The 25,683-nt window shown below is 36.0% G+C and carries 25 protein-coding genes, 1 tRNA gene and 2 pseudogenes; 20 read left to right on the forward strand and 8 right to left on the reverse strand.

The window, feature by feature from the left end; all coding sequences use genetic code 11:
* The first annotated feature begins 7 nt into the window (after positions 1-7).
* From dhaL to D1B32_RS13680, 9 genes are all read left to right on the forward strand, one after another.
* Positions 8-628 carry a dihydroxyacetone kinase subunit DhaL gene (gene dhaL, locus D1B32_RS13640; RefSeq protein ID WP_118889670.1) on the forward strand — a complete coding sequence of 207 codons (621 nt, stop codon included), beginning with the start codon at positions 8-10 and terminating at the stop codon, positions 626-628.
* A 1-nt stretch (position 629) separates the two neighbouring features.
* Complete coding sequence (gene dhaM, locus D1B32_RS13645; RefSeq protein WP_095311198.1) at positions 630-1,001, forward strand: dihydroxyacetone kinase phosphoryl donor subunit DhaM; 372 nt, start codon at positions 630-632, stop codon at positions 999-1,001.
* 394 nt (positions 1,002-1,395) lie between these two features.
* A complete protein-coding gene (locus D1B32_RS13650) occupies positions 1,396-3,057 on the forward strand; it encodes a glycerol-3-phosphate dehydrogenase/oxidase (RefSeq protein WP_118889671.1) in 1,662 nt (553 codons plus the stop codon).
* Positions 3,058-3,380: 323 nt separating this feature from the next.
* Positions 3,381-4,376: a tetratricopeptide repeat protein gene (locus D1B32_RS13655; protein ID WP_118889672.1), complete on the forward strand. Its 996-nt coding sequence runs from the start codon at positions 3,381-3,383 to the stop codon at positions 4,374-4,376.
* A gap of 94 nt (positions 4,377-4,470) precedes the next feature.
* The gene (trxB, locus tag D1B32_RS13660; RefSeq protein WP_118889673.1) at positions 4,471-5,424 is read left to right on the forward strand and encodes a thioredoxin-disulfide reductase; all 954 of its coding nucleotides are present in this window, start codon (positions 4,471-4,473) and stop codon (positions 5,422-5,424) included.
* Between the two features lie 371 nt (positions 5,425-5,795).
* Positions 5,796-6,677, forward strand: a complete 882-nt coding sequence (rapZ, locus tag D1B32_RS13665; RefSeq protein WP_118889674.1) for an RNase adapter RapZ — start codon at positions 5,796-5,798, stop codon at positions 6,675-6,677.
* A gap of 1 nt (position 6,678) precedes the next feature.
* Positions 6,679-7,632, forward strand: coding sequence for a gluconeogenesis morphogenetic factor MgfK (locus D1B32_RS13670; RefSeq protein ID WP_095311207.1), 954 nt, complete (start codon positions 6,679-6,681; stop codon positions 7,630-7,632).
* A 92-nt stretch (positions 7,633-7,724) separates the two neighbouring features.
* The gene (whiA, locus tag D1B32_RS13675) at positions 7,725-8,675 is read left to right on the forward strand and encodes a DNA-binding protein WhiA (protein WP_095311209.1); all 951 of its coding nucleotides are present in this window, start codon (positions 7,725-7,727) and stop codon (positions 8,673-8,675) included.
* A 194-nt stretch (positions 8,676-8,869) separates the two neighbouring features.
* Positions 8,870-9,124, forward strand: a complete 255-nt coding sequence (locus D1B32_RS13680) for an HPr family phosphocarrier protein (protein ID WP_095311468.1) — start codon at positions 8,870-8,872, stop codon at positions 9,122-9,124.
* A 133-nt stretch (positions 9,125-9,257) separates the two neighbouring features.
* On the opposite strand, the gene clpP is transcribed toward D1B32_RS13680, so the two are convergent.
* Together clpP and D1B32_RS13690 are read right to left on the reverse strand one after the other, a co-directional pair.
* Positions 9,258-9,848 carry an ATP-dependent Clp endopeptidase proteolytic subunit ClpP gene (clpP, locus tag D1B32_RS13685; protein ID WP_095311210.1) on the reverse strand — a complete coding sequence of 197 codons (591 nt, stop codon included), beginning with the start codon at positions 9,846-9,848 and terminating at the stop codon, positions 9,258-9,260.
* A 296-nt stretch (positions 9,849-10,144) separates the two neighbouring features.
* Positions 10,145-10,633: a GbsR/MarR family transcriptional regulator gene (locus tag D1B32_RS13690; protein ID WP_118889675.1), complete on the reverse strand. Its 489-nt coding sequence runs from the start codon at positions 10,631-10,633 to the stop codon at positions 10,145-10,147.
* A 434-nt stretch (positions 10,634-11,067) separates the two neighbouring features.
* Here D1B32_RS13690 and D1B32_RS13695 point away from each other — a divergent pair, with 434 nt between their 5' ends.
* From D1B32_RS13695 to D1B32_RS13710, 4 genes are all read left to right on the forward strand, one after another.
* On the forward strand, positions 11,068-12,264 hold the full coding sequence (locus D1B32_RS13695) for a quaternary amine ABC transporter ATP-binding protein (RefSeq protein WP_095311213.1): 1,197 nt from the start codon (positions 11,068-11,070) through the stop codon (positions 12,262-12,264).
* On the forward strand, positions 12,257-13,114 hold the full coding sequence (locus D1B32_RS13700; RefSeq protein ID WP_095311215.1) for an ABC transporter permease: 858 nt from the start codon (positions 12,257-12,259) through the stop codon (positions 13,112-13,114). Before D1B32_RS13695 ends, D1B32_RS13700 begins: the two co-directional genes overlap by 8 nt.
* A 70-nt stretch (positions 13,115-13,184) precedes the next feature.
* Positions 13,185-14,075, forward strand: coding sequence for a glycine betaine ABC transporter substrate-binding protein (locus D1B32_RS13705; RefSeq protein WP_095311217.1), 891 nt, complete (start codon positions 13,185-13,187; stop codon positions 14,073-14,075).
* A 154-nt stretch (positions 14,076-14,229) separates the two neighbouring features.
* Positions 14,230-14,305 (forward strand) — tRNA-Arg (locus D1B32_RS13710).
* Between the two features lie 119 nt (positions 14,306-14,424).
* Here the strand turns inward: D1B32_RS13710 and D1B32_RS13715 are convergent.
* The 3 genes from D1B32_RS13715 to D1B32_RS13725 form a co-directional block, all read right to left on the reverse strand.
* Positions 14,425-14,781, reverse strand: a complete 357-nt coding sequence (locus D1B32_RS13715; protein ID WP_095311219.1) for a site-specific integrase — start codon at positions 14,779-14,781, stop codon at positions 14,425-14,427.
* Complete coding sequence (locus D1B32_RS13720; protein WP_095311221.1) at positions 14,778-15,239, reverse strand: site-specific integrase; 462 nt, start codon at positions 15,237-15,239, stop codon at positions 14,778-14,780. Before D1B32_RS13720 ends, D1B32_RS13715 begins: the two co-directional genes overlap by 4 nt.
* A 99-nt stretch (positions 15,240-15,338) precedes the next feature.
* Positions 15,339-16,046, reverse strand: coding sequence for a hypothetical protein (locus D1B32_RS13725; RefSeq protein ID WP_095311223.1), 708 nt, complete (start codon positions 16,044-16,046; stop codon positions 15,339-15,341).
* 193 nt (positions 16,047-16,239) lie between these two features.
* Between D1B32_RS13725 and D1B32_RS13730 the strand changes: the two genes are divergently transcribed.
* The 4 genes and pseudogenes from D1B32_RS13730 (at position 16,240) to D1B32_RS13755 (ending at position 19,808) form a co-directional block, all read left to right on the forward strand.
* Positions 16,240-17,082: an N-acetylmuramoyl-L-alanine amidase gene (locus tag D1B32_RS13730; protein ID WP_095311225.1), complete on the forward strand. Its 843-nt coding sequence runs from the start codon at positions 16,240-16,242 to the stop codon at positions 17,080-17,082.
* Positions 17,083-17,716: 634 nt separating this feature from the next.
* Entirely contained in the window at positions 17,717-18,226 is a 510-nt protein-coding gene (locus D1B32_RS13740) for a DUF3231 family protein (protein WP_095311229.1), read from the forward strand.
* A gap of 138 nt (positions 18,227-18,364) precedes the next feature.
* Positions 18,365-18,909: pseudogene (locus D1B32_RS24270) on the forward strand (transposase); the annotation flags it as partial.
* A 494-nt stretch (positions 18,910-19,403) separates the two neighbouring features.
* Positions 19,404-19,808 carry a YhjD family protein gene (locus D1B32_RS13755; RefSeq protein ID WP_476703865.1) on the forward strand — a complete coding sequence of 135 codons (405 nt, stop codon included), beginning with the start codon at positions 19,404-19,406 and terminating at the stop codon, positions 19,806-19,808.
* Between the two features lie 41 nt (positions 19,809-19,849).
* On the opposite strand, the pseudogene D1B32_RS24275 reads toward D1B32_RS13755, so the two are convergent.
* Both D1B32_RS24275 and D1B32_RS13770 read right to left on the reverse strand, forming a co-directional pair.
* Positions 19,850-20,140, reverse strand: a pseudogene (locus D1B32_RS24275) (IS3 family transposase); the annotation flags it as partial.
* A gap of 832 nt (positions 20,141-20,972) precedes the next feature.
* Complete coding sequence (locus D1B32_RS13770; RefSeq protein WP_118889678.1) at positions 20,973-21,164, reverse strand: hypothetical protein; 192 nt, start codon at positions 21,162-21,164, stop codon at positions 20,973-20,975.
* A 111-nt stretch (positions 21,165-21,275) separates the two neighbouring features.
* Here D1B32_RS13770 and D1B32_RS23820 point away from each other — a divergent pair, with 111 nt between their 5' ends.
* Positions 21,276-21,419, forward strand: coding sequence for a hypothetical protein (locus tag D1B32_RS23820; protein WP_158586271.1), 144 nt, complete (start codon positions 21,276-21,278; stop codon positions 21,417-21,419).
* Between the two features lie 907 nt (positions 21,420-22,326).
* Positions 22,327-22,797 carry a hypothetical protein gene (locus D1B32_RS13780; protein ID WP_118889680.1) on the forward strand — a complete coding sequence of 157 codons (471 nt, stop codon included), beginning with the start codon at positions 22,327-22,329 and terminating at the stop codon, positions 22,795-22,797.
* Positions 22,798-23,756: 959 nt separating this feature from the next.
* Here D1B32_RS13780 and D1B32_RS13790 read toward each other — a convergent pair.
* Positions 23,757-24,014: a hypothetical protein gene (locus D1B32_RS13790; RefSeq protein ID WP_118889681.1), complete on the reverse strand. Its 258-nt coding sequence runs from the start codon at positions 24,012-24,014 to the stop codon at positions 23,757-23,759.
* A 285-nt stretch (positions 24,015-24,299) separates the two neighbouring features.
* On the opposite strand from D1B32_RS13790, the gene D1B32_RS13795 reads away from it, so the two are divergent.
* Entirely contained in the window at positions 24,300-25,661 is a 1,362-nt protein-coding gene (locus D1B32_RS13795) for a sigma-54 interaction domain-containing protein (RefSeq protein ID WP_118889682.1), read from the forward strand.
* Positions 25,662-25,683 lie beyond the last annotated feature (22 nt).

Raw genomic sequence — 25,683 nt, forward strand, 5'->3', positions numbered from 1 at the left:
GTATATGGTGGAACTTCAAGTAGAGGATACAATTCAGTGGCTCGAAAAATCAAATGAAAAAATACAGCAAAATAAAGATTATTTAACAGCTTTAGACCAAGCAATCGGAGATAGCGACCATGGCATTAATATGTCACGAGGATTCCAAGAAGTAGTAAATCAAGTGAAATCGAAACAGTATGATACAGTTTCTGATGTATTAAAGGATACAGCAATGACGTTAATGTCAAAAGTCGGCGGGGCTTCCGGACCGTTGTTTGGTACTGCTTTCCTACGCTTTTCAATGAGAGTGAAAGGAATAGATCCAATTAGTCAGGATGCATTTACAAAGGGAATGGAAGACGCACTTGCTGGCATTATACAGCGTGGTAAAGCAGCAACAGGGGAAAAGACAATGGTTGATGTATGGTCTCCGGTAGTGGATTATTTTAAAGGTACGACTATTGTTCAAGCAGACGAGGTTGCTCAAACCGCTAAAAAGGCAATGGAGCAAACAAAAGAAATAACGGCTACGAAAGGAAGAGCGTCTTATTTCAAAGAGAAATCGATTGGACATATTGATCCTGGTGCGGCATCTTCGTTTTATATATTTGAAGCATTGTCAGAAGTAATCAAGGGGGAAGGTTAAGATGGAACGTGTTGGTATTGTGTTAATCTCTCATAGTTCCAAAATAGCTGAAGGCTTGAAGGAGCTTATTTCCCAAGTGATCACAGATGTTCCAATTGAAACTGCTGGTGGTACAGAAGAAAATGAAATTGGAACAAGCATTGAAAAGATTATGGAATCTATCCATCGTGCTGATTATGGAAAGGGTGTATTGCTTTTTTATGATATCGGAAGTGCAAAAATGAATGCTGAAATAGCGATTGAAATGGCAGAATCTATTGAGATAATACTATCAGAAGCTCCATTGGTAGAAGGATCCTATGTGGGAGCTGTGGAATCGGGAATGGGGAAAAGTTTGAAAGAGGTTTATGATGCTGTCGAGAAAGCGTTTTAACTTTTTTTAAGAAAGACAGCTAATTACTGTACATGGCAGCTTGAATATGCTATGATGTAATTAAGTTAATACGTATTGGACGGAGAAATGGAGAACCGCAGACGACTAGTGCATGGATGCATTAGTATGTTTGCGGTTTTTTTATTTTTTTCACACATTAACGGGCTGAAGTACCCCACATCTATGCGTGACAGAACAAAAGATTGTGTAGGTGTTATAAACTGCTCGTAAATTCATGATTCCGTTCAAGGGCCTGCTGGTCTCTATTATGGTGCTAACATTTAGTAGGGGTGGAAGGAATTCCACTAAATGAAGTTTCACTTTATCACATGATTGATGAGTTAAACGGGTATAGCTAGCTAGAATAACAGAAGTTTTAAGGGAGCGTGTAAACATGACATTATTTTCAAGTTTTAAAAGAGATGCTACGTTGAATAAATTAGAAAATGAAGCGTTAGATGTTCTTGTAATTGGTGGTGGTATTACGGGCGCTGGAATTGCTCTCGATGCAGTTACTAGGGGAATGAAAACCGGTTTAGTGGAAATGCAGGACTTTGCTGCTGGAACTTCAAGCCGATCAACGAAACTTGTCCATGGTGGATTGCGCTATTTGCAGCAGTTTGAAATAAAAATGGTTGCAGATGTAGGGAAAGAGCGTGCAATAGTGTATGAAAATGGCCCGCATGTGACAACACCAGAGTGGATGCTTCTCCCATTCCATAAAGGGAGTACGCTTGGTCCGTTCACAAGTAATATAGGATTAAGAGTGTATGATTTTCTAGCAAGTGTTAAAAAAACGGAACGAAGAAAAATGTTAAACCAAGAGCAGGCATTACAGAAAGAACCTCTTTTAAAAAAGGAAGGATTAAAAGGGGCCGGCTATTATGTGGAGTATAAAACAGATGACGCAAGACTGACGATGGAAGTAATGAAAAAGGCAGTTGAACACGGAGCACAGGCAGTAAACTATGCAAAGGTCACTGATTTTATTTATGAGCAATCAAAAGTAGTTGGAGTTGTAGTGGAAGATCAATTAAATCGAAAAATGTATAAAATTTTCGCTAAAAAAATAATTAGTGCTGCGGGTCCATGGGTCGATGAAGTTCGAGAAATGGATGGATCAAAGCAAGGAAAGTCATTACATTTAACAAAAGGAGTCCATCTCGTCTTTTCGCAGCAGGACTTTCCGCTGCAAAATGCTATTTATTTTGATGCTCCAGACGGTCGAATGATTTTTGCAATCCCACGTGATAAGAAGACATATGTTGGTACAACTGATACGACATACAGTGGAACAATTGCTCATCCGCTTGTAACAGTAGCGGATCGGGAATATTTGCTAGATGCAATTGAATATATGTTCCCATCTATGAAAATAAAGGCTGATCAAATTGAATCGAGCTGGGCAGGACTCAGACCGCTTATTGCAGAAGAAGGGGCGAACAGTCCAAGTGAAATATCACGTAAGGACGAAATATTTATTTCTGAAACTGGATTAATTTCAATGGCGGGCGGTAAACTGACAGGTTATCGAAAAATGGCAAAAGAAGCTGTGGATTTGCTTGCGGATCAATTTAAAAATGAAAATGATGTGCTTTACTCTGCTTGTGAAACGAAACATCTTCCGATATCCGGTGGAGATGTAGGGGGATCAAGCGGATTCCAACAATTTAAAAAGAATAAGTTAGAGGAAGGATTGGAATTGGAAATTGAAAAGGAAGCAGTTGAAAAGCTGATAGCGAGGTACGGATCCAATGTAGATATTCTTTTTCAAACCTATCAAAACAACATTGAAGTGGCAGAGCAAGAGGGTATCGATCCAATCGTGTTTGCGGAATTGATCTATGCAATGGATTACGAAATGACCTACAAACCGATAGACTTTTTTGTAAGACGTACAGGGGCATTATTTTTTGATATCGATTGGGCTAAATTACACAAGCAACCAGTAATTGACTATATGGCGAAAGCTTTTACATGGAATGCAGAGCAAAAATCGGACTATACGAAAGAATTGGATGATGCGATCATGGAAGCTGTGACAGCAGTACAATAATCATTAAAAAGTCAACCTTGGTTGGCTTTTTTTATTACAGGAAATGATAAAATTTAAATGCTGTGGATAACTTAAGGTACGCTAACAGTCACGTTCACAAAGCACTAAAGCCGGAGCGGGACTTCCCTCAGCTTCGTACGTCACTAACAGAAAGTTTGCGATTTTCTTCTTGATGCCTAGACATTTTAGTTAGTAGAACAACGTTTTATTCGACATTTTTCTTAAAACGGAGAATATAGTTCCAGATTTCTTCCAATCTTATAGGAATAGCCCTCAATCTATGGTATAATTTTGTCGGATGTTGCGAATTTAGGGGGAGACCTATGCACGTGAAGAAGAATAAGGAAATGAAATCAAATAAGATCATCCCTTTTATCCCTGAAAGTGAATTTTATTTTACGAAAGGTGTAGAAGCTTTTCAAAAAAGAAAGTTTGATGTAGCGATAAAATGGCTGAATAAAGCGATTGAGCAAAATCCTAATGAACCATTATATAAATGTCAAATGTCGATTATATATACGGAAACTGGTGCTTATCATACAGCGAACCAACTACTTACCAATGTATTACAATCCAGCGACTATATTGATTGTTATTATTTAATAGCGAACAATTATGCACATCTCGGACTTTTAAATGATGCCAAAAAGTATGCTAACTCTTATTTGGAAAAAGAACCAGATGGAGATTTTAGCGAGGAAGCAAAAAGTTTAATTGAAGTGCTTGATATCGACGACGATGAAGAAGATGAAGACTGGTTTTTTGAGGATGAAGATGAACTGTTAATTTTACAGGAAACAGTGTTTTATCATATGGAAAATAAGGAATGGGATAAAGCAATGCCTCTTCTTGAAGAGATGAAAATCCTTTTTCCAGAATACACAATGGCACAGCATGATTATACACATGCATTGTTTTTTACTGGTAAGCAACAGGAAGCCGTACAGCTGGAGCTAGATATGCTAAATGAGGATCCGAATGCATTGTACAGTCACATTAATCTAGCTTTATTTTATTATGAAATGAATGAGAAACAGAATTATGAAAAACATATACATGTATTAAAAAATATATATCCCATTCATGAACAGCAGAAGCTGCGAATCGCAGTAACATTTTCAAGAACTGGAAATCATGAAGAAGCTTTCTCTCGTTTTCGTACGTTAACGAAAGAAAAGGTGAAAAACCATCTGTCTTATTATAAATGGTACAGTGTATCCGCATATCAAACTGGAGACCCAAGTAAAGCACTAGCACTGTGGGAAGAAGGCTGCAAAAAGCATCCCACGCTTTCAAAAGAAGACGGACCATGGAGTTAAGTAGTGACTCCTTGAGCAGAAAGATAGACGGACGTTGCAGGATTTTATACACTGAATATGATAAAAATATATATGAATTGAAGGGGCGATTTTAATGTCCGAAGAACGAATGTATGATGTGATTATCGCAGGAGCTGGACCAGCGGGAATGACTGCTGCCGTTTATGCTTCTCGTGCAAATTTAGATACGTTAATGCTAGAGCGTGGTATCCCTGGTGGACAAATGGCGAACACAGAAGATGTGGAAAACTATCCCGGTTATGATCATATTTTAGGGCCAGATTTATCGAATAAGATGTTTGAGCACGCCAAAAAATTCGGTGCTGAATATGCTTATGGCGATATTAAAGAGGTCATTGACCATGGCGATTATAAAACAATTGTCACTAGTAACAAAGAGTTTCAAACGCGAGCTATTATTATTGCAACTGGAGCACAATACAAGAAATTAGGTATCCAAGGTGAAGAAGAACTTGGAGGACGCGGTGTGTCTTATTGTGCTGTATGTGATGGGGCTTTCTTTAAACAGAAAAATCTTGCCGTAATTGGCGGAGGAGACTCAGCAGTTGAAGAAGGAATTTACTTGACTCGATTTGCTGATAAAGTAACGATTATACACCGTCGTGATGAGCTTCGTGCTCAAAGAATTATTCAAGAACGCGCATTCGATAATGACAAAATTGATTTCATTTGGGATACTGTTGTGAATACAATTAATGGTCCTGAAGGGAAAGTAAGCAGTGTAACCTTGGAAAATAAAAACACTGGTGAAGTATCGGAATTTGCGGCTGACGGCGTGTTTGTATATATTGGGATGGTTCCACTTAGTGAGCCGTTTAAATCACTTGGTATTACAAATGGTGAAGGCTATATTCCAACGAATGAAAATATGGAAACAAAGCTTCCGGGAATTTTTGCGGCGGGGGATATTCGTGAAAAAACACTTCGACAAATTGTGACAGCTACTGGTGATGGAAGTATTGCAGCAGAAGCCGCGATTAAATATGTTGAAGACCTTGCAGAAAAGTTGAAAACAGCAAATAAATAATATATGTGTAAAAAAATTTACTATTAGTAACTGCTTCTTAATGGTGTTGTAATACGTTCGCAACATAAATGGGGTACACTATAAATAACTAATTGACCCCCTTTTAATAGATAAATTAGTTTATTGCACAGGTGTATATCACCTGTGTTTTTTTTTGAGTGTAAGTTTGTCCATATTTGTCAAAAATACTCTTTTTTTCTATCCTTGTTGGAAAGGTTTCGTTCATAGTATAATGAAAGTAAGTACTTAAATAATAGTTAGTTAATCATGAATGTAAGATATTGGCCTCAGCATATCTTAGTTATAGATGGAATACAAAAGGAATTAGCAGACCCAAACATCCTTTTATGTATAAGAAGGAGAGATACTTAATGAATATCGACCAGGAAACAAACATGGTTATTATTACAGGTATGTCTGGAGCTGGTAAAACAGTAGCAATACAAAGTTTTGAAGACTTAGGATACTATTGTGTAGATAACCTTCCACCAGCATTGTTGCCTAAGTTTTTAGATCTCATGAAGGATTCCACGAACAATATTCGTAAAGTAGCATTAGTAATGGATTTAAGAGGCCGTGAATTTTTCGATTCGTTATTTGAAGCATTAGATGTTCTTGGACAAGAGGAATGGCTAAATGAGCATATCCTATTTTTGGATGCAAAGGATGAAGCGCTTGTTTCACGATATAAGGAAACGAGACGATCACACCCACTAGCCACAGGAGGACTTCCGTTAAATGGTATAACAAAAGAACGTGAAATTTTGGATGAGCTTCGGGGCCGGGCACAGCGGATTATAGATACAACGAATTTAAAGCCAAGAAATCTTCGTGAGAAAATTCTAAAAGTCTACTCGGAAGAAAAGCAAGAAATTTTTTCTGTTCATTTCCTATCTTTTGGGTTTAAGTATGGTCTTCCAATTGATGCGGACTTAGTGTTTGATGTACGGTTTTTACCAAATCCTCATTATGTTGCTAACCTGCAACCACTAACAGGATTGAACCAAGATGTAGCTTCATATGTGTTCAAATGGTCGGACACACAGAAATTTAATGATAAAGTACTAGACCTGTTAAAATTCATGCTTCCGCAATACAAAAAAGAGGGGAAATCCCAGCTTGTTGTAGCAATTGGTTGTACTGGAGGGCAGCATCGTTCTGTAGCATTAGCTGAGTTTTTTGCAAAAGAGCTCTCAACCGGCTATATTACGCATGTCAGCCACCGGGATATTGATAAAAGAAAGGGACATTAAAATGAATAATCAAAAATTCCCTCGAGTTGTTGCTATTGGTGGTGGAACAGGCATGCCAGTATTGTTAAGAGGACTAAAAGATTTGCCAATAGAGCTTACTGCACTCGTAACAGTTGCTGATGATGGGGGCAGTAGTGGCCGGTTAAGAAATGAAATGGCAATGCCAGCACCAGGTGATATTCGAAATGTAATTGCCGCATTATCAGACGCAGAACCAATGCTTCTCGAACTATTTCAACATCGATTCGCAGAGGGGAATGGTCTGTCTGGTCATTCATTAGGCAATCTTCTGCTTGCAGCAATGACATCTGTGACAGGTAATTTTAATACAGGGATAAAAGAAATATCACGCGTTTTAAATGTGAAAGGAAAGATTTATCCAATATCTAATGACAACATGTCATTACATGCAGAAATGGTGGATGGAACAATAGTCTCTGGGGAATCAAATATTCCGCTTTTGAATAAACGAATCAAACGTGTTTTTTTAAGCCCACAACCAATTAAGCCACTCCCGAATGCAGTTAGAGCGATTGACGCGGCGGATTTAGTCGTCATCTCACCAGGGAGTCTATATACAAGTATTATGCCTAACTTGATCATTCCCCAGGTAAAAGAATCTCTCAAGACTACGAAAGCAAAAGTTGTATATGTTTGTAATGTCATGACTCAATTCGGTGAAACAACTGGATATGCTGCTTCTGATCATGTGCGAGCAATTACCGATCATATTGGAGAAGGGTGTATTGATGCAATAGTCGTACATAATGAACCAATTGAAAAGTCGATTCAGGCAGTTTATGCAGAAGAAAATGCAGTACCAGTTATTTATGACACGGAACGATTGATCGATATGGGACTTGAAATTATTGAAGGAGATATCATTGATCATTCACAAGCTACTGTGAGGCATGATAATACGAAAATTGCAAAGCTATTATATTCAATCTTATAAGTACTTGTTCAAAAAGGAGAACCGTGCTTTTTGAACAACACCACTACAAAAAGAATAACTCATATATATGAGGAATGGTAAGGGGGGCTATCATGTCCTTTGCTTCGGAAATTAAAAAGGAATTGACAACGATAGAAGTTGAAGAATGTTGCCAAGTTGCAGAGCTAGCGGCTTTAATTCGAATGAATGGAGCGGTTTCATTATCAAGGTATGGTTATTCACTTGATGTACAAACAGAGAATGCAGCTATTGCAAGGAGAATATATACTTTAATTAAGCAGAATTACTCACTGCCAGTTGAACTGCTGGTTCGTAAAAAAATGAAATTGAAAAAAAATAATGTATACATCGTACGAATGAAAAATGATGTCGAACCTTTTTTGGAAGACTTAGATATTATCCATGAACCTTATAAGGTCGTACGTACAATTTCAAAGAAATATTTGGAAAGCGAATGCTGTCGAAGATCTTATTTGCGTGGTGCATTTCTTGCAGGTGGCTCGATTAACAATCCAGAAACCTCATCCTATCATCTTGAAATCTCTAACTTCTATCAAGAGCATAATGATGCATTATGTGAATTATTGAATGCTTTTGATTTACGTGCTCGCACATTAGAAAGAAAGAATGGATATATTGTATATATTAAGGAAGCTGAGAAAATAACAGAGTTTTTAAGCATCATTGGAGCGCATAATGCACTTTTTAAATTTGAGGATGTCCGAATCGTAAGAGATATGCGGAACTCTGTCAATCGATTAGTGAATTGTGAAACAGCAAACTTAAATAAAACCATAGGAGCAGCATTTAGGCAGATTGAAAATATAAAACTAATCGAGAAAACAGTTGGTTTAGATCAACTGCCTGAAAAATTGCAGGAAATTGCCAAGCTTCGTGTACAGCATGAGGATGTTTCCTTAAAGGAGTTAGGGGAATTGGTAACAAGTGGTAAAATCTCCAAATCTGGAGTGAATCACCGGTTGAAAAAAATTGATGATTTCGCAGACAAAATACGGCGTGGGGAAACGATGTTAAAGAATTAGTAAGTAAATTACTACATTCGTTTTGCTATTCATGTTATAATACTGATAATTCAAAGGATTACCGTTTAATTAAAGTAAAATCTTTAGAGGCAGATAGAAAAGATGAAAGCCTTCCTATCTGCTTCTAAATCAAAGAGAATTTCAGTAGTGTATGTAGATGATAGCGTTTTCTAAAAATGAGGAGGATGGATGATTTGATTGAAAGGTCGGTTAAGGTTGAATTAGAGACAGGGTTACAGGCTAGACCTGCAGCGCAATTTGTACAGGAAGCGAATCGCTATTCTGCAAATATATTTCTGGAGAAAGATGGTAAGAAAGTAAATGCCAAAAGTATTATGGGGTTGATGAGTCTCGCGATTACAAAGGGTGAAGATATTGTATTAATTGGTGATGGGGCTGATGAAGAGATGGCCGTTGATCACCTTGTTTCGTTTGTTGCAAAGCCTTAAGAGGAAATTTGACTCATTAGGTGATGCATCTCTGTCTAAAATTACGTTTTTTGATATAACGTTTTTATAAAAGCTATGTAAAGAGCCTGCAGGAACATTATAATGTTCCTGCAGGCTCGAGTTATTGATGGGTTTATTTTTCTTCTTTACGCTCTAAAATTTTGTCAATCAAACCATATTCTACGGATGCCTGAGCAGTCATAAAGTTATCACGTTCTGTATCACGTTCGATAACTTCTAGTGGTTGACCAGTTTTTTCAGCCATAATTTCGTTCATTCTGCGCTTAATTTCAATAATACGCTTCGCATGAATTTCAATATCTGTTGCTTGCCCTTGAGTTCCACCTAAAGGTTGGTGAATCATAATTTCACTATTTGGTAATGCATAGCGTTTTCCTTTTTCACCGGCGGTAAGTAAGAATGCACCCATTGATGCCGCCATACCGATACAAATTGTAGATACATCTGGCTTGATGAAATTCATTGTATCGTAAATAGCCATTCCAGCTGTAATGGATCCACCCGGTGAGTTGATGTATAATGAAATATCTTTGTCTGGATCTTCAGCTTCTAGGAAAAGCAATTGGGCTACGATTGAGTTGGCCACATTGTCATCGATTCCACTGCCTAGTAAAATAATGCGGTCTTTAAGTAAACGTGAGTAAATATCATATGCGCGCTCTCCACGGTTGGTTTGTTCAATAACTGTAGGTACTAAATTCATTTTAAATCCTCCTTTAGTCTGTAACTTCGTACACCCATTTGATTGTACATTTTATGGATATAATTTCATAATAGCTTAATGGTCAATAAAGGTCAAACAAAAAGAAATATATTTGTTAAAAAATCTATACTCCATGATTCCCTTATTTTTGCATTATAAACCTTTTTCTTGAGTTAAGCATCAATGTGCGGAAGACTATATGAATTAGAGCCAAGTAAGTAATTATACCTTCATTTCTTACTTGGCTCTTATTATATCACGGATAACAACTAGCTAACTAATGGAATTGCAGCTGCTTAATTTGGTTTCATGTTCTTAAAAAGTGTTTCGATCTGCGCATGAAAGATGATGATTTCATTCAATCGCTCTGTTAGGATTGTTTGCTCTTCTAAAGTTAACTCGTTGCTGCTTTTATCTTTATAGTGGTTGTTTATTTCCTCTAAGGAGATTTTTTGACGACGTGCTATGTCAATCCATTTCCTCTGAAAGGAAGTCATAAATGTTTTAAAAAGTTGGGAATTTGCTTGATATAAATCTTTTCTTACCCCTTTTTTCCACACGCGTGTAACAAGGTTTAATTCAGCCAGACTTCGAATGTTCGTGCTAATAGATGTTTTGCTTTTTCCTAATGCGTCTGCCATCTCATCTAATGTTAGATCCTCTTCTGATAAATAAAGATATGCAAACAATCGTGCTTCTACAGTTGTTAGTCCAAACAATTCAATTGTCTTTGAGAATTCAATCATGATATTCACTATTATATCGTTCGTTTGAAGCTTGCCCATAGCATCCTCCTATACTGTCCCAATAAAAGCATACATGAAAATGGTAGGTATTAAAAATATGCTGTTAAGCAGTATTTTGGAGCAAATAAACGGAAATAAGCGAATAACAGAGGTGAAGTTCGTGCAATTTAAACTGTACGTATAAAACATACAAAAACAACCGAATTTAAAGTTTGTAGTTAAAATCGGAAAGGTTTATAGTTGTAAAGTGACTAATTGCTGTTCGGGTATAAGTGGCTTTGCTTTTATTGAGAAATTTTTCTTTTGAATTACAAATAATGTTTTAGAAATTCAATAAGATATTGCACACTTTACGTAGTGAAAGCTTTGGCGTCTAGCCAATTTTCTAATGGCTTATGTCTGGTAGAAAAGTAGTAAGACTATTAACATATGTCATTCGTACACACTGCAAGACTAAAAGAGAGGTGAGAGGCATGCCAGTAATTGAGGCGAAAAACTTATCGAAGGTTTTTGGTAAAAACAAAAAACAGGCATTAAAATTATTGGATGAAGGTTTAACAAAGGAAGAGATTTTAAAGGAAACAGGAAGTACCGTTGGGGTAAACCGGGCTTCGTTTTCTGTTGAGGCCGGTGAAATTTTTGTCATTATGGGATTATCCGGAAGTGGTAAATCTACTTTAGTTCGCTTGCTTAACCGATTAATTGAACCTACTGAAGGTAATATTTTAATTGATGGAGAAGACTTATCGAAAATGGATAAGTCTTCGTTACGCCGGGTTCGTAGAGAGAAGCTAAGTATGGTTTTCCAACAGTTTGCTCTATTTCCGCATCGAACCATTTTGAAAAATACGGAGTATGGGCTTGAAATTCAAAATGTGCCGAAAGAAGAAAGGGAAGAAAGAGCAAAAAAAGCTTTGGAATTGGTTGGATTGGGAGACTATATCCATCAAAAGCCTAGTCAATTATCAGGCGGAATGCAGCAGCGGGTTGGTCTTGCAAGGGCACTTGCTAACGATCCGAAGGTATTGTTAATGGATGAAGCATTCTCTGCATTGGATCCACTTATTCGTAAAGAAATGCAGGATGAATTGATAGATTTACAGTCTACGATGCAAAAGACAATTATTTTTATTACCCATGATCTAGATGAAGCGCTTCGTCTTGGCGATCGGATTGCTTTAATGAAGGATGGTGTTATCGTTCAGATTGGTACACCTGAAGAAATACTAGTAAGCCCTGCTAACGATTATGTTGAAAAATTCGTTGAAGACGTAGATATCTCTAAAATCTTGACTGCACAGCATATTATGAAGCGTCCTGAAACAGTAAATATTGAAAAGCATGGTCCTAGAGTTGCACTAGAGCGGATGCGTGAAGAAGGAATATCAAGTATTTTAGTCATCGACAGCAAACGGAATTTAAAAGGTTATGTTACAGCTGAAGATGCTTCAGAAGCCCGCAAAAAAGATATTAAGGATTTAAAAGAAATAATTCGAACAGATATACCGAAAGTAAATCGTGACACAGCGATGCAGGATATCTTCAATATCATTTATGACTCTCAAACACCAGTAGCAGTCATGAAAGATGAGAAGTTAGAAGGAATCATTGTGCGCGGAGCTGTAATAGCCGCACTAGCAAGCGATAGTGAGGTGAACTTAAATGCTTAATAATGCATTAGATTTTATACCAGAAATACCGTTATCAGATGCAGCAACTGCCGTAACGGACTTTATAACGGATAAATTTTCATTTTTATTTAATCCAATCAAGGAACATTTTGGAACCTTTATGGAATTCATGTCAGAAGACGTGCTAATGAATATTCCGCCGATAATATTTATTATCGTAATTGCTATTCTAGCATTCTTTATTTCTGGTAAGAAGTTTGGGTTAGCTGTCTTCTCTATTGTTGGTCTTTGGTTGATTTATAATCAAGGACATTGGGATAACCTGATGAACACTGTGACACTTGTGTTATTGGCTAGTATTTTATCTGTTATTATCGGTGTCCCAATCGGTATTCTTATGTCAAAAAGTAAAACGGCAAATGCAATTTTTACACCGATATTAGATTTCATGCAAACTATGCCAGCATTTGTTTATTTAATTCCAGCCGTTGCATTTTTCGGTATTGGAATGGTACCAGGTGTGTTTGCATCTTTAATATTTGCAACTCCTCCTACGGTGAGATTTACAAACCTAGGTATTCGTCAAGTTTCGAAAGATTTAGTGGAAGCTGCGGATGCATTTGGCAGTACTGGAGCGCAAAAATTGTTTAAAGTGGAACTGCCTATGGCAAAAGCGACAATTATGGCAGGGATTAACCAGACTGTTATGCTTGCTTTATCGATGGTTGTTATTGCATCGATGATTGGAGCACCAGGATTAGGAAGAGAGGTTCTTTCCTCCTTACAACGTGCGCAAGTCGGACCGGGATTTGTTGCTGGTATCGGTATTGTAATTTTAGCGATTATTATTGATCGAATTACACAAAATATGAATAAGAAAAAAGATTAATACATGTTGGCATCTTTTCAATGTGAAAAGTTTCCATATATAAATTTTAAAAAAGGGGAGATCAATAGCGATGTTAAAACGTAACAAGAAATTATTAAGTCTAGTTGCTGTACTTTTATTAGCGTTACTTGCTGCATGTGGTGGATCTGATGAGTCTGGTAATGGTTCGGAGGATGCTATTGTTGATGGGGACGCGATTGAGTTAGCATACGTAGAGTGGGATACAGAAATAGCTTCTACGCATGTTGTTGGTAAAGTGTTAGAGGATTTAGGATATGACGTTAGCTTAACCCCACTTGATAATGCAGTAATGTGGGAAGCTGTTGCAAGCGGTGAAGCAGATGGAATGGTTTCAGCATGGATGCCAGGTACTCATTCTGCTCAATTTGAGACGTATGGCGACCAAGTTGTTGATCTTGGTGAAAACCTTGAAGGAGCGGCAATTGGTTTAGTTGTGCCATCTTATATGGATGTTGATTCCATTGCAGATTTAACAGATGAAGCAGGTATGACAATTACAGGTATCGATGCTGGTGCTGGAGTTGTTGCTGCTGCAGAGCAAGCAGTAGAAGACTATGATAATCTTGATGGCTGGGAAGTCCAAACTTCTTCTGGTGGTGCGATGGCAACGGCTTTAGGTGAGGCTTACAATAATGAAGAAGAGATTATTGTTACGGGCTGGTCCCCGCACTGGAAATTCCAAACGTATGATTTAAAATATTTAGAAGACCCTGAAGGTACATTTGGAGAAGCGGAAGTTTTGAAAACAATGGTACGTGAAGGGTTAGAAGAAGATCTTCCGGAAGCCTATCAAGTTCTCGATAATTTCTACTGGGAATTAGAAGATATGGAAGAAGTAATGGTAGCAATTCAGGAAGGTACAAGTCCAGAAGATGCAGCAGCTGAATGGGTGGAAGCAAATCCAGATAAAGTAGCTGAATGGACTAAAGGGTTAGAATAAGGTTATCCTGAAAGCGGGTTATCGATTTTCGATAACTTGCTTTCTATTTAATCAAGGTAGAAAGTATCTTTGTAAGCATTCATTTGTAAAAAAGGCTTGTTTCCCTATCAAAATCCGGTTATAATAGAATATGTGTCAAATTTATAAAATCTATGCGCCCATAGCTCAGTTGGATAGAGCACTGGTTTCCGGTACCAGGTTTGTCGGGGGTTCGAATCCCTCTGGGCGCGCTTGGTAAAGTCAATGATGACAAGGGTTAGAGTGATATTCTTCCCTTGTCTTTTTTCTTTTAAAAATACCTTTTGCAAACCAATTGCAAACCTTCGAGTCTCGAAATATATTTTCATCTCTATTTTTTAGTCATTGAAACAACATTTTCTGGTTTCTTTTCTTTCTTTCCATAAAGTGATCGTTGGATACTTGTTGCTGCAATTTCTTGTATGCCAGGAATGATATGTGAATAAATATCCAATGTTGTCTGTATGGATCTGTGTCCTAATCTTTCCTGCACTACTTTTGGATGCACCCCAGCTTGCAATAAAAGGGTAGCATGCGTGTGTCTTAATCCGTGAAAGCTAATTTTTTTAATTTTACTTCTTTCGATGATACGATTAAAAACAGTCCTAAGATATGTTGGTTTAATAAAACCTCCGGTTGACGTAGCACATACCAAGTCCATTTCCTCATAATCTGGACCACATTTCAATTTATCTTTATCCTGTTGTCGTTTATGGTTTCGAGTATCTTTATTGTCTCGTCATCAATGTCCATTGTGCGGTAGCTAGATGATGTTTTTAATTGGGGTGATAGTTCCCAAATTCCTTCATTATCCTTTTTCAACTGATGGGTTACAGATATTACTTTATTATCAAAGTCGATTTTAGACCATCTTAGACCAAGAACCTCACCACGGCGCATACCTGTTGCTAATGATAAGAGTATGGGTAATGCGTGATTCTTACTATTTAAATTCTGCATAAATAATTCAACTTCATGATTTGTCCAATATTCAATTTCTTGCTTACCGACTTTTGGTGCTTCAATGTCCTCCATAATATCTTCTTTAATACCGTATCGCTTTCCTTTTGAAAGGGCGCTAGATAATATCCTATAGATATGCTTCTTGCTTCGTTGCGAAAGTTTCTTGTCGTTAATTTCATCCATAAATGATTCCACATGATGGCTTTATGGAATGTATGTTCTGTTCTGTTTTATTTTGTAAGAGATGGTGTACATAAGTTTGTACACCATCAATTTTAAGTTTTATTCTTCCAGTCCTTCTTTAGATATAAATTCAAATTCTAAACGTTGTTCTTCTCCCATTGCTCCATTAATAGGATCAACAGCGCCGTCTTCTACCTTATAAGGTCCGTCCATAATTAATTCGATGCTTTCAGGTACAGACTCGTCTTCCTCCATTACGATGGTGAACGCTCCTGTCTCTTTTACTTTTCCGTAATACTTTTGAACAACTGGATTTTCGGATAGGATACCGGAATCACTATTTAATTGTTCACCATCACTAGTAATCACTATTATATTACCGTTGTAACTAACATCGAAGTCATTAGTATTCTCAACATCTGTTGTTATCTGAATGGCTCGGATGCTTTCTTGCTCATCATACATATATTGATATTCTTCATTCACATCGATATCTACTAGTGCAATAGCAAGATCAACCCTAAAACCGTCGAAGTCTACTTCGTACATACCGGTTTCTTCATTAATCTCATCATTCAGGTACATACCAAGCATATAAAATTTACCGACATTAGTTTCAAATTCCCAGAAGCCATCCTCTATTTCTTGTGGTTCCTGTTCGCTGTCTTGTTCTTCCTTCCATTCGGCTTGTTTTTCAGCTGAACTTCTATTACCTTCTGTTTCTTCAACAGTTGGGGTATCACTTTCATTACATGCTGCCAAGAATAATATTAAAGTTATAAATGCAAAAAATAGATATTTTTTCAATTTAATTCTTCATCACCTTTCTTTAATATATAAACGAATGTCAGTTCTTGAATCATTTTACCCATAGTGATATTAAAATTATTTTAAATGACTGACTTCTTTAGGTATACAGTATGTTTCAGCAATCTCGTGCAATGTTAAACGGTCTGAGCAAGCCACTTTTTTAATACAAAAATATTAGGAGGAATTTATTATGTCAAAAATTTATTTAGATCCAGGTCATGGTGGAACAGATCCAGGTGCAATTGGTAATGGGTTGCAAGAGAAAAACGTAACATTAACTCTTGCATTGAAAACTCGGGACATTCTTAATAGAGATTTTGAAGGTCATACAATTCGTATGAGTCGTACTACTGATGTCACCAGAAGCCTCGCCCAACGTACTAACGGTGCTAACAGTTGGGGTGCTGACTATTTCGTATCAATTCATATTAACGCTGGGGGCGGTACTGGATACGAGGACTTTATTTATAATGGTAGTGTATCCAGTAATACAGTGACATATCGTGATAAATTACACGCTGAAATTATGAAGCAAGTCGATTTTAGAAATCGCGGTAAAAAACGTGCTAACTTCCATGTTTTACGTGAATCGAACATGCCAGCCGTACTAACGGAAAATGGATTTATTGATACTGTGGCCGACGCAAATAAACTTAAATCTAATGCATATTTAGATCGCATTGCTTTAGGACACGCGAATGGTATAGCGCAAGCACTAGGTCTAAGTCGAAAATCTGGCGGTGGAGGCAATACGTACACCGTTAAATCTGGTGACACGCTATGGAGCATTGCTCAAGCATATGGATTAACTGTGCAGCAGCTTAAAAATCTAAATGGATTAACTGGTGACGATATTTACCCTGGACAAGTTTTAATTGTCAGTGGTGGCGGAGCAGTTTACCATACTGTGAAGTCTGGTGAGACGTTGTGGGGTATTGCACAGCAGTATAATACTACTGTTAATGCCATAAAGAGTTTGAATGGGCTGACTAGTGACGTAATCCAGCCAGGTCAGAGACTAAGAGTTAAGTAAATTAGTCTATTATTTTTCTAACAAAAAATAGTATTTCTTGTAATTGTAAAAATGTGTTTTCTACTATTAACTTTGTCCACCCCCTTTAATTCTTAGTTGCATAATTTATAATGAAGGAGGTGGAAGTTATGAGCTTTTTTGATCCATGTAAAAAGAAGTATGTCTGTTTTGATCCATGTAAAAAGAAGTATGTCTGTTTTGATCCATGTAAAAAGAAGCATGACTTTTTTGATCCATGTAAAGAGAAGCATGACTTTTTTGATCCATGTAAAAAGAAGCATGACTGTTTTGATCCATGTAAAAAGAAGCACGATGATTGGTGTCATTGCCACCACCACTTTAATAATTGTAAGAAGAAATTCTGTCATTGTTGTAACAGATATTACTAATAAGAACTTTTATAAGAAAAAAGCCCTCACGATTGTGGGGGCATTTAAGGGTTAGGACGGCTTTAAAGCCTTCGCGTTAAGTATTATTTACTGTAAAATTTAATTTATACTATGTTTTTCTTCATGCGGCGTTTGCTATAGTCTCCTTATTCAGTATTATTTTGTAAAAATTACACATAATACAACAGAATTAGTGTGCGTAAAAGAAAGGTGGCACATAAGTGAATTTACTAAGGAGGATATCAATGGGCATATTAAGTGGAAATCCACAAGACGAGCCAATGCATTACGGAGAAGTATTTAGTTTATGGAACTTTGTTTTAGCAGGTAATAAAATGATACTTGACCAGCGAATTTTTTTAAACCATGTAGGAGATGAGGATTTAAAGAAATTAATTAAAGAGTCTGTAGAAGGATGTCAACAAGAGGTAAAACAAGTTGAAGAAGTATTAAAACAAAACGGTGTTGCTCTACCACCTGCAGCTCCTGAGCCACCGCATGTAGAGCTTAATGATATTCCTACGGGTGCACGATTTCAGGATGCAGATGTAGCAGCCTCAGTATCTGCAATAACAGCATCGAGTTTAGTTACTTGTAGTCAAATAATAGGGCAATCTATTCGTGAGGATATTGCAATGATGTTTGGACAATTTCATATGAGTAAAGTTGCATTTGGAGGTAAATTATTAAAGTTGACTAAAGAAAAGGGTTGGCTCATCCCTCCACCTCTACATTATTCTTCAAAGGAAAACTAATTATAATTAAAGGACTTGTTGGTTTGAACAGGTCCTTTAATTTTGGAATAAAAATATTCTTCAGTGGATAGGCTACACTAAATTGGACAGATAAAATAAGGGCTTGTAAACTTAGACTATTAATTAAAGGGAGCATCTATTATGACACGTCAACGTCGAACTTTTACACCCGAATTTAAACTGCAATTAGTGAAGCTTTATGAAAATGGCAAATCTCGTGCAGACATTGCTAGGGAATATGATATTACGCCTTCTGCTTTAGATCGTTGGATTAAAAATCATAAGGAAACAGGTTCATTCGCCGCCAAAGATAACCGTTCTGAAGAGGAAAATGAACTGGCTCGACTGCGTAAGGAAAATCAACGTTTAATGATGGAGAATGATATTTTAAAGCAAGCAGCGCTGATCATGGGACGAAAATAGATGTGATCCGAAATAATGCTCACAAATATTCAGTATCAGCAATGTGTGACGTCCTCCATATTCCAAAAAGTACGTATTACTATCATGCCAATTTGTATGGCAAACATGTGCTTAAAACGGAAGATAAAGAGATTTCCAAAGAGATTGCCAGGATTTTCAATGAAAGCCGAAGCAATTATGGCACGCGAAAAATCAAGAAAGAACTGAGTAAATTACCAAAGGCAAAACACGTATCGCGTCGTCGGATTGGTCGTTTAATGAACTACTGTATAGTTCGATACGAGTCCAAGTTCTTTTAAAACTATTCTACAAACACATCATCACATCGCTAAACCTAACCCTCGTACGATCCTCATTATCAAACATCAATCTATCATTATTTACACTCAATAACTTCCCTCTTACCTCATGAAAATCATGACCCTTAAAATATTTAACCTCTACAGTCAAATTACCATGTATAGCCAGTTGCAGTTTCATTGCATTCTCTTCAATTTTCTGTCATCAAGGATAGGTTTTTCTTTATATTCAAGTTCCTTTTGTACCTGTTTTAGCATCTCGATATGTTAAGGCATCATGAGGCTGTCCATTGTTTAGTTCCGCGATTATTTATCATATTAACACCTCTATAAAAAATGATTATTTTTATTTTAACACAAAATCAGAACAAATATTCGGCTTTTATTGATAAACTATTAAAATTCATTTAGAATTTGATTAATAATCTTATGTTGAGGTGATTATTTTGGATACTGTGAATCAATTTATTGCTACGTCATTAGCAATTAAAGTTTTTAAGTACGACCAAAAGCTGTTTAATGATTTCAAAATGGGAATGGTTTATTTAGATGTAACTGACGCGGTTATCGATAGGTTGTATGAGGATTTTAATAATTTGAAGAGAGATATGTACGCTGTACACCATATTGATATCAGACAGCTGGATGAAACTAAATACATTGTTAAAAGCAGAGATAAGAATGAGGTAAGTGAATATACGCCAGAGCAACTAAAACAGATGACCAGTGATGTAATGGATAGATGTTTAAATGGAGATAAAGCAGGCCCATACGAAAGAATGGACAGAAGATGGGATGTATTAAAAGGACTTGATACACATTATGAAAGGAGTGAGAGGAGTACTCATCCCAAGCGTTAGCTTTTACTTAACTGGTATGTCAACACTAAACTGGACAAAAATTATAAAGTCTGTTGCTTGAATTCCACTGGTGTTAAATAGCCTAGTGTTCCGTGAATTCGTATGTTGTTAAACCAGTGAACATAATCATCCAGTTAAAGTGTGAGCTGTTAAAGAGAAGAGAAATGAGCACCGTTAGCGAATTCTGTTTTAAACACCTTAAACATCGCTTCAGCCACGGCGTTATCATAAGGACATCCTTTCATGCTCAGTGATCTTTGGATGCCGAATGTTTCAAGTGCTTTTGAAATAATCTTATTATCAAACTCTTTTCCACGATAAATGGGTAATATTGGTGAATTTTATATTATTTTGTAAAAAAAGTAGGAAAATAGTCCTTTTTCGTCGAAAGTGTTAGATGAAGAGATGAAGAGGGTGAAATGATATGGTAGAAAATAATATAAATGAGCAGATTATCCACAAAAGGTATACTAAATGATTAATGACCCAACATATAATGAGTTAAAGTCTGTTAAAGCTGAAATATTAAGCTTTAATAGGAAATACTTTAGTAATCTTAGTGAAAATGAACAAAACTCTATTAACTTTTTTATTAAAGAATAGTATTTTTAAAATATTTATTAAGGGAGTCTACTTCAAATTATTTAATTCAAGCCCTTTTATCAGACTACATTTATTTAATAGAATGCCTAATAAACAAAAATATACGTTACTACTATTTAAATGTTCGATCAATTATAGAAAATTCATTGAGATTTATTAATGGATATAACTCTTCTAACACAATTAGTACACAGGAGTTAATTGATTTAACAAAACAGTTTATTCATGCTAAAAATATTTCCAACGTTAATTTTAATGTTATCGAAAGTGAATACTCAAAGGCTTGTGACTTTGTACATGGTAACATAACTGCCAGAATGCCGTTAGCTCAAAGTTTCGAAGATTGTTTCGGCGAAAAAAATAAAATGCCGAAGATGAATATAATGCTGCAACAAAGCATTAAGTTAATTGATGAGCTTTTTAAAGTAATGGCACATTCCCATATACAACTTATAGATTCAGCATTCCATAGGAGAAAGACTATATTGCGATACTTAGTAAATGACAATTTTCTTTCTGTTATTAGAGAGAATAAGTAACCTAATTTTACAGAAACCCTCATTACGAGGGCTTTTTCTTTTTAACCACAACATGGCCAGAGTTCTCTTCGCAAATCAGATCACACTCTGCAACACTTAACTCATCCTTAAACCGCAACTTCATACCAGCATCTGTAAAATCATAATCATCATCTCTCCATAGATCATTCACAGACCAAAATCCAACTAAATGACCTTCCATTATTTTTTCCATTTTAAAAAACTCCTCACAGTAACAATCGTAATGAGTTGCAAAGAGGGGGGCTAATTTTTAAAAAAGGATAATTAATATTTTTGTCGAATCAAATTAATCAGGAGGGATAGCATGACTGTAATTGGTAAGCTTCACTGTGGAGGTTGTCAACAAATCATTAAATTTAATGAGGCAGTAATCATAAGTGATTTTTATACGGTTGCCCACGTTAGGTATTTTCATTTAGTAAAAGAATATGTACTGGATAGAGGTTAGTTTGGTTACATAGTAAATAAATATTTTGATTAGCTTCTCTTGATAAAGTAACGGGTCAGTTTAGTTGAAGAAGAAAAATTGAAACTTATCTCATAGTATTTCGTAATTAAGCTATATGTCAAAGCGTCATTACGCTATATGAGAGGTAGTGATTAATATAACTGTTAAAAAGATATTTATCTCAATTGTTTCTGCGGTTCTAGTTTCAATGATTACAGTTGGTGGAAGTACCACAGCAAATTTTTTATACTATTACTTCAACGGTGAACAATTTGGTGAAGTGATTACAACCTCACGAGTAATATGGTTTTCATTAATATTTGTCTTATCTTTTTTATTTATATTATTTAGACTAGATAAAAAAGATAAGTAGTAACTTTCCTGTGTTCTATATTATAAAAGCGTGAGTGATGGCTATTAATTTTATTTATACGTTGCTGAAATACACCTAATAGGAGGCTGATTGCACTATTAGGTGTATTGCTAAAAGAAGGGAAATGATTCATCCTTTATCAACTATCTGGTGCTTTAACGAAAGAAGGAGTTGTAACTCCTATCGCTTGTTGTGCTAAGGGATCGAATTATTTAACAAAGGGGAAGAAATACAATGTTTAAATCTGAGGTAGTAAATAGAATAATATCATTGGTTGGGTTTTGGATAGTTGTATTTTTTATATTGTTTAGTGACAATATTGTAGGTGGTCCAATAATTTGGATCACAGTGATTGTAATTACTGCTTTTCATTTATACGGAATCATACATTCTTTGAAGAAAAATAGGAATAATTCACTAAAGTAAAGGGTGCTATGCAAAAAGAAGGAAAAGCACGTTTTATGGAATTATAAAATAAAGAGCAGAAGAATTGAATATGAATTAGAGTGTTTACAAAGAAGTGGAGGAAAACCAATGAAAAAATGGTTAGTTGCATCGTGGTTAATTGTTGGGTTTACACTTTTTGGTTGTTCAGATATGAATAATGGAATTACAGGGGAAGAGCCTCCAGAAGCTGTGGTTGAAGTAGGGAATAAATCATATGAAACGACATTGGGTTCTTATTGCTGGGATGGAAATGGTCAATCAATATGTGTCGATACGGCTGGACCAAAAGAACTTTTGAAAGGGAGAGAACCAATCAAAGTAAAATCTGGAAAAAAAATAAATTTTGTGATGAACTATGAACCGAAACCAAACGAGTTCCACGTATTACAGATAAGTGAAAGTGATGAAGTTGAAGTAATTGTTAAAGATAATAGTTTCACAGCCCCTTTACATGAAGGAATTTATTACTATTCTTATGGCGTATGGTGGATGGATGAACAGGAAGAAAACGTATCTAATGGCGATGCTTTTTATAATTTTGTTATTGAAGTTGAATAATTTTTTATTCAACAAACTGGTGCTTTAGTTATAGAAAGCCATAGTATTTTGAGTAACTCCATTTAGGGGTTATTTTTTATGTAAACAAAAAACCGCAATAAATGCGGTTTAAATTATGCTAGGTTGAATGTTGTATCAGTCTCTATTTATGGCGCATTAATGGTTTTATTCTAAATACCTTGCAAATTTTTTTGCTAACGAATCCGCAAACAACTAATAGACATAACCATACAATTAGATAGACAACGCATTCGCAATAGTACGCAGTATCACAGTCGGAACTTACCGAAATACGTTCGCTTGGTTTCCGGTACCAGGTTTGTCGGGGGTTCGAATCCCTCTGGGCGCGCTATATAAGTCAATGAAGGCAAAGGTTTGAGTGGTTCTCATTCCTTTGCCTTTTTTCTTTTTACGAACATGATCAAAAAGTAGTCCAATTTCCTTGTGCTATAGAGTTTCTGATGCCTGAACAAATAGATCTATTGATGATGGATACTGTAAAACTAAAAATGTGTTATATACTATTAGATTTGTCTAATCCCTTTTTTCTTAAGTGCGTATATTGAAAGAGAAAGGAGAGATAAATTATGTATTGTTACGATCCATGTAAAAAGAAGCACGAAGATTGGTGTCAATACGATTACTTCCACAAGAAAGATCCATGTAAAAGGAAGCACGAAGATTGGTGTCAACAACACTGGTTCAACAAGAAGGAAGAGCACCATTATTATGGTTATCCAAAAAATAACTACATTGGTGATTTTCAGACAGATTGTCATAAATGTAAGAAGAAATTCTGTCATTGTTGTAAGCGACATTTCTAGAAGGAAACATTTAGAAGGAATAAGCCCTCATGCTGTTATGGGGGTTTATTTATCCTTGTTTTTCGTACTATATAATCACTAGGAGGATGGATTCGAAATAGAAGCACGATTGTTTTCATAGGTTAATAGGTATAGTTAGCTGCCTGATTTTAAGCTTTGTATTTCGCCTTCCAGATTTTTAAGTTGATCCTCTATGGTTTTAAACCTTGCTTCTAATGATTCTTGAGCTTGTTTATCTGCTTCATTTTGGATACGTGCTTCATCAATAGCTTCTAATGCTGCAAAGGTGGCAATTAAATCAGCTAACGTAGTAAGTGCTGAAGCAATTAATGCGAGTTGAAGACTATTATCTAAGGATGTATCCTGGCTGTCGGTATTAGAGTCATTTTTCATCCAACCCCTCCTATTTTTATAAAGGAAGTACATTAGAATATATGTTATTTTAAAAATTTAATGATGGAAAAGATTTCACGCTTATAACATGTGATACGGATATACTTATTGGGGGCCAGCATTTAAAATGTTTGGTATTCAAGTGAATGAAAGTTAATTGACTAAGACATTATGAAAGCGCATGTAAATTAGTGTGCTTCTGTTTTTGTATGTATATAATAGAAAGCATATAACGAATTAAAAACAATAACTGATTAGCAAATGTTTAGTGTTGGGAGAGAGAATATGCTGTTAAATAATGAATATAAAGAAGAAATCATTGAAACTATTTTCGAAAAGTCGAATTTTTGCTTTGTTGTTGTAGATGGTCAAGGTTTAGTTACGTATCTTAATGATAATTATTGTAAGTTTATAGGTGTTAAATTAGAGGATGCTATCGGCAAACATGTACAAGATGTCATTGAAAATACAAGAATGCATATTGTCGCTCAAACAGGTAAGGAGGAAATTGCAGATATTCAATTCATTAGAGGGAATCATATGATTGCTAATCGAGTTCCGCTTTGTTCAAAAGGGAAAATAGTCGGTGCAGTCGGTACGGTACTATATCGGGATACAAAAGAATGGATGAAAATGAATTCGCATATTAAGGATCTATTATTGGAGATTGAACAATATAAAAAGAAGTTAGGCAATCAAAATGGAGCAACTTACTCCCTGCAAGATATTGTTGGCAGTTCCATACAAATAAATAAAATTAAAGAAAAAGTTATGAAGATTTCCTCTGGAGATGTTTCTATTTTATTAATGGGAGAAAGTGGTACAGGAAAAGAATTGTTTGCTCATAGTATTCATCAATTAAGCGAACGAAGTATGAAGCCGTTTGTAAAAGTAAATTGTGCAGCAATTCCAGTAGATTTGCTTGAGTCCGAATTGTTTGGTTATGAAGGCGGTGCGTTTACAGGTGCCAAAAAAGGAGGCAAGCTAGGGAAATTCCAATTGGCAGATGGTGGCACACTTTTTTTGGATGAGATTGGGGATATGCCATTAGATGCCCAAGTGAAAATTCTCCGTGTTCTACAGGAGGGAGAAGTTGAAGCAATCGGCTCGGAAAAAACACAAAAAATTGATGTGCGAATTATTGCAGCAACGAACCAATCATTAGAAACATTAATTAAGGAAAATCGTTTCAGGGAGGATCTTTATTACCGGATCAATGTCATTCCGATAAAAATTCCTCCTCTACGCGAACGGGTAGAGGATATTCGGGTGCTTGCAAAATTTTTACTAGCTAAAATTACAAAACGTACAGGTAAACGAGTGATCAGCTTTGAAGCGGCAGTAATGGATTTTTTCATGCATCATGAATGGCCGGGCAATGTCAGAGAGCTGGAAAATGTAATTGAATCCGCTGTACATCTTACAAACACGGAAATTATTAAACTAGAAGATTTGCCAGATCAAATGCAGTCAAATCATTATACAACGAAGCAAAGTATGAATTTAAAAGAAGTTTTAGCTAGGGCAGAGAGGCAAGCAATCGAAAATGCGATTGAAAGGGCAGGTGGAGATAAATTAAGAGCGGCTAGCTTACTAGGTGTCGGAAAATCTAGTTTTTATGAAAAAATGAAAAAACATCAATTATAAAATTCCACAAATACGGAATCTA

The sequence above is a fragment of the Oceanobacillus profundus genome, assembly GCF_003515705.1.
GTDB lineage: Bacteria > Bacillota > Bacilli > Bacillales > Amphibacillaceae > Oceanobacillus > Oceanobacillus profundus.

Excerpts from the sequence above, each read along its gene's own strand:
- D1B32_RS13795 (WP_118889682.1), top strand. The coding sequence starts at position 24,300 with ATGCTGTTAAATAATGAATATAAAGAAGAAATCATTGAAACTATTTTC.
- D1B32_RS13705 (WP_095311217.1), top strand. The coding sequence starts at position 13,185 with ATGTTAAAACGTAACAAGAAATTATTAAGTCTAGTTGCTGTACTTTTA.
- whiA (WP_095311209.1), top strand. The coding sequence starts at position 7,725 with ATGTCCTTTGCTTCGGAAATTAAAAAGGAATTGACAACGATAGAAGTT.
- D1B32_RS13690 (WP_118889675.1), bottom strand. The coding sequence starts at position 10,633 with ATGGGCAAGCTTCAAACGAACGATATAATAGTGAATATCATGATTGAA.
- D1B32_RS13720 (WP_095311221.1), bottom strand. The coding sequence starts at position 15,239 with ATGGATGAAATTAACGACAAGAAACTTTCGCAACGAAGCAAGAAGCAT.
- D1B32_RS13655 (WP_118889672.1), top strand. The coding sequence starts at position 3,381 with ATGCACGTGAAGAAGAATAAGGAAATGAAATCAAATAAGATCATCCCT.
- D1B32_RS13780 (WP_118889680.1), top strand. The coding sequence starts at position 22,327 with ATGAAAAAATGGTTAGTTGCATCGTGGTTAATTGTTGGGTTTACACTT.
- trxB (WP_118889673.1), top strand. The coding sequence starts at position 4,471 with ATGTCCGAAGAACGAATGTATGATGTGATTATCGCAGGAGCTGGACCA.
- D1B32_RS13770 (WP_118889678.1), bottom strand. The coding sequence starts at position 21,164 with ATGGAAAAAATAATGGAAGGTCATTTAGTTGGATTTTGGTCTGTGAAT.
- rapZ (WP_118889674.1), top strand. The coding sequence starts at position 5,796 with ATGAATATCGACCAGGAAACAAACATGGTTATTATTACAGGTATGTCT.
- D1B32_RS13700 (WP_095311215.1), top strand. The coding sequence starts at position 12,257 with ATGCTTAATAATGCATTAGATTTTATACCAGAAATACCGTTATCAGAT.
- D1B32_RS13695 (WP_095311213.1), top strand. The coding sequence starts at position 11,068 with ATGCCAGTAATTGAGGCGAAAAACTTATCGAAGGTTTTTGGTAAAAAC.
- D1B32_RS23820 (WP_158586271.1), top strand. The coding sequence starts at position 21,276 with ATGACTGTAATTGGTAAGCTTCACTGTGGAGGTTGTCAACAAATCATT.
- D1B32_RS13670 (WP_095311207.1), top strand. The coding sequence starts at position 6,679 with ATGAATAATCAAAAATTCCCTCGAGTTGTTGCTATTGGTGGTGGAACA.
- clpP (WP_095311210.1), bottom strand. The coding sequence starts at position 9,848 with ATGAATTTAGTACCTACAGTTATTGAACAAACCAACCGTGGAGAGCGC.
- dhaM (WP_095311198.1), top strand. The coding sequence starts at position 630 with ATGGAACGTGTTGGTATTGTGTTAATCTCTCATAGTTCCAAAATAGCT.
- D1B32_RS13790 (WP_118889681.1), bottom strand. The coding sequence starts at position 24,014 with ATGAAAAATGACTCTAATACCGACAGCCAGGATACATCCTTAGATAAT.
- D1B32_RS13730 (WP_095311225.1), top strand. The coding sequence starts at position 16,240 with ATGTCAAAAATTTATTTAGATCCAGGTCATGGTGGAACAGATCCAGGT.
- D1B32_RS13740 (WP_095311229.1), top strand. The coding sequence starts at position 17,717 with ATGGGCATATTAAGTGGAAATCCACAAGACGAGCCAATGCATTACGGA.
- D1B32_RS13650 (WP_118889671.1), top strand. The coding sequence starts at position 1,396 with ATGACATTATTTTCAAGTTTTAAAAGAGATGCTACGTTGAATAAATTA.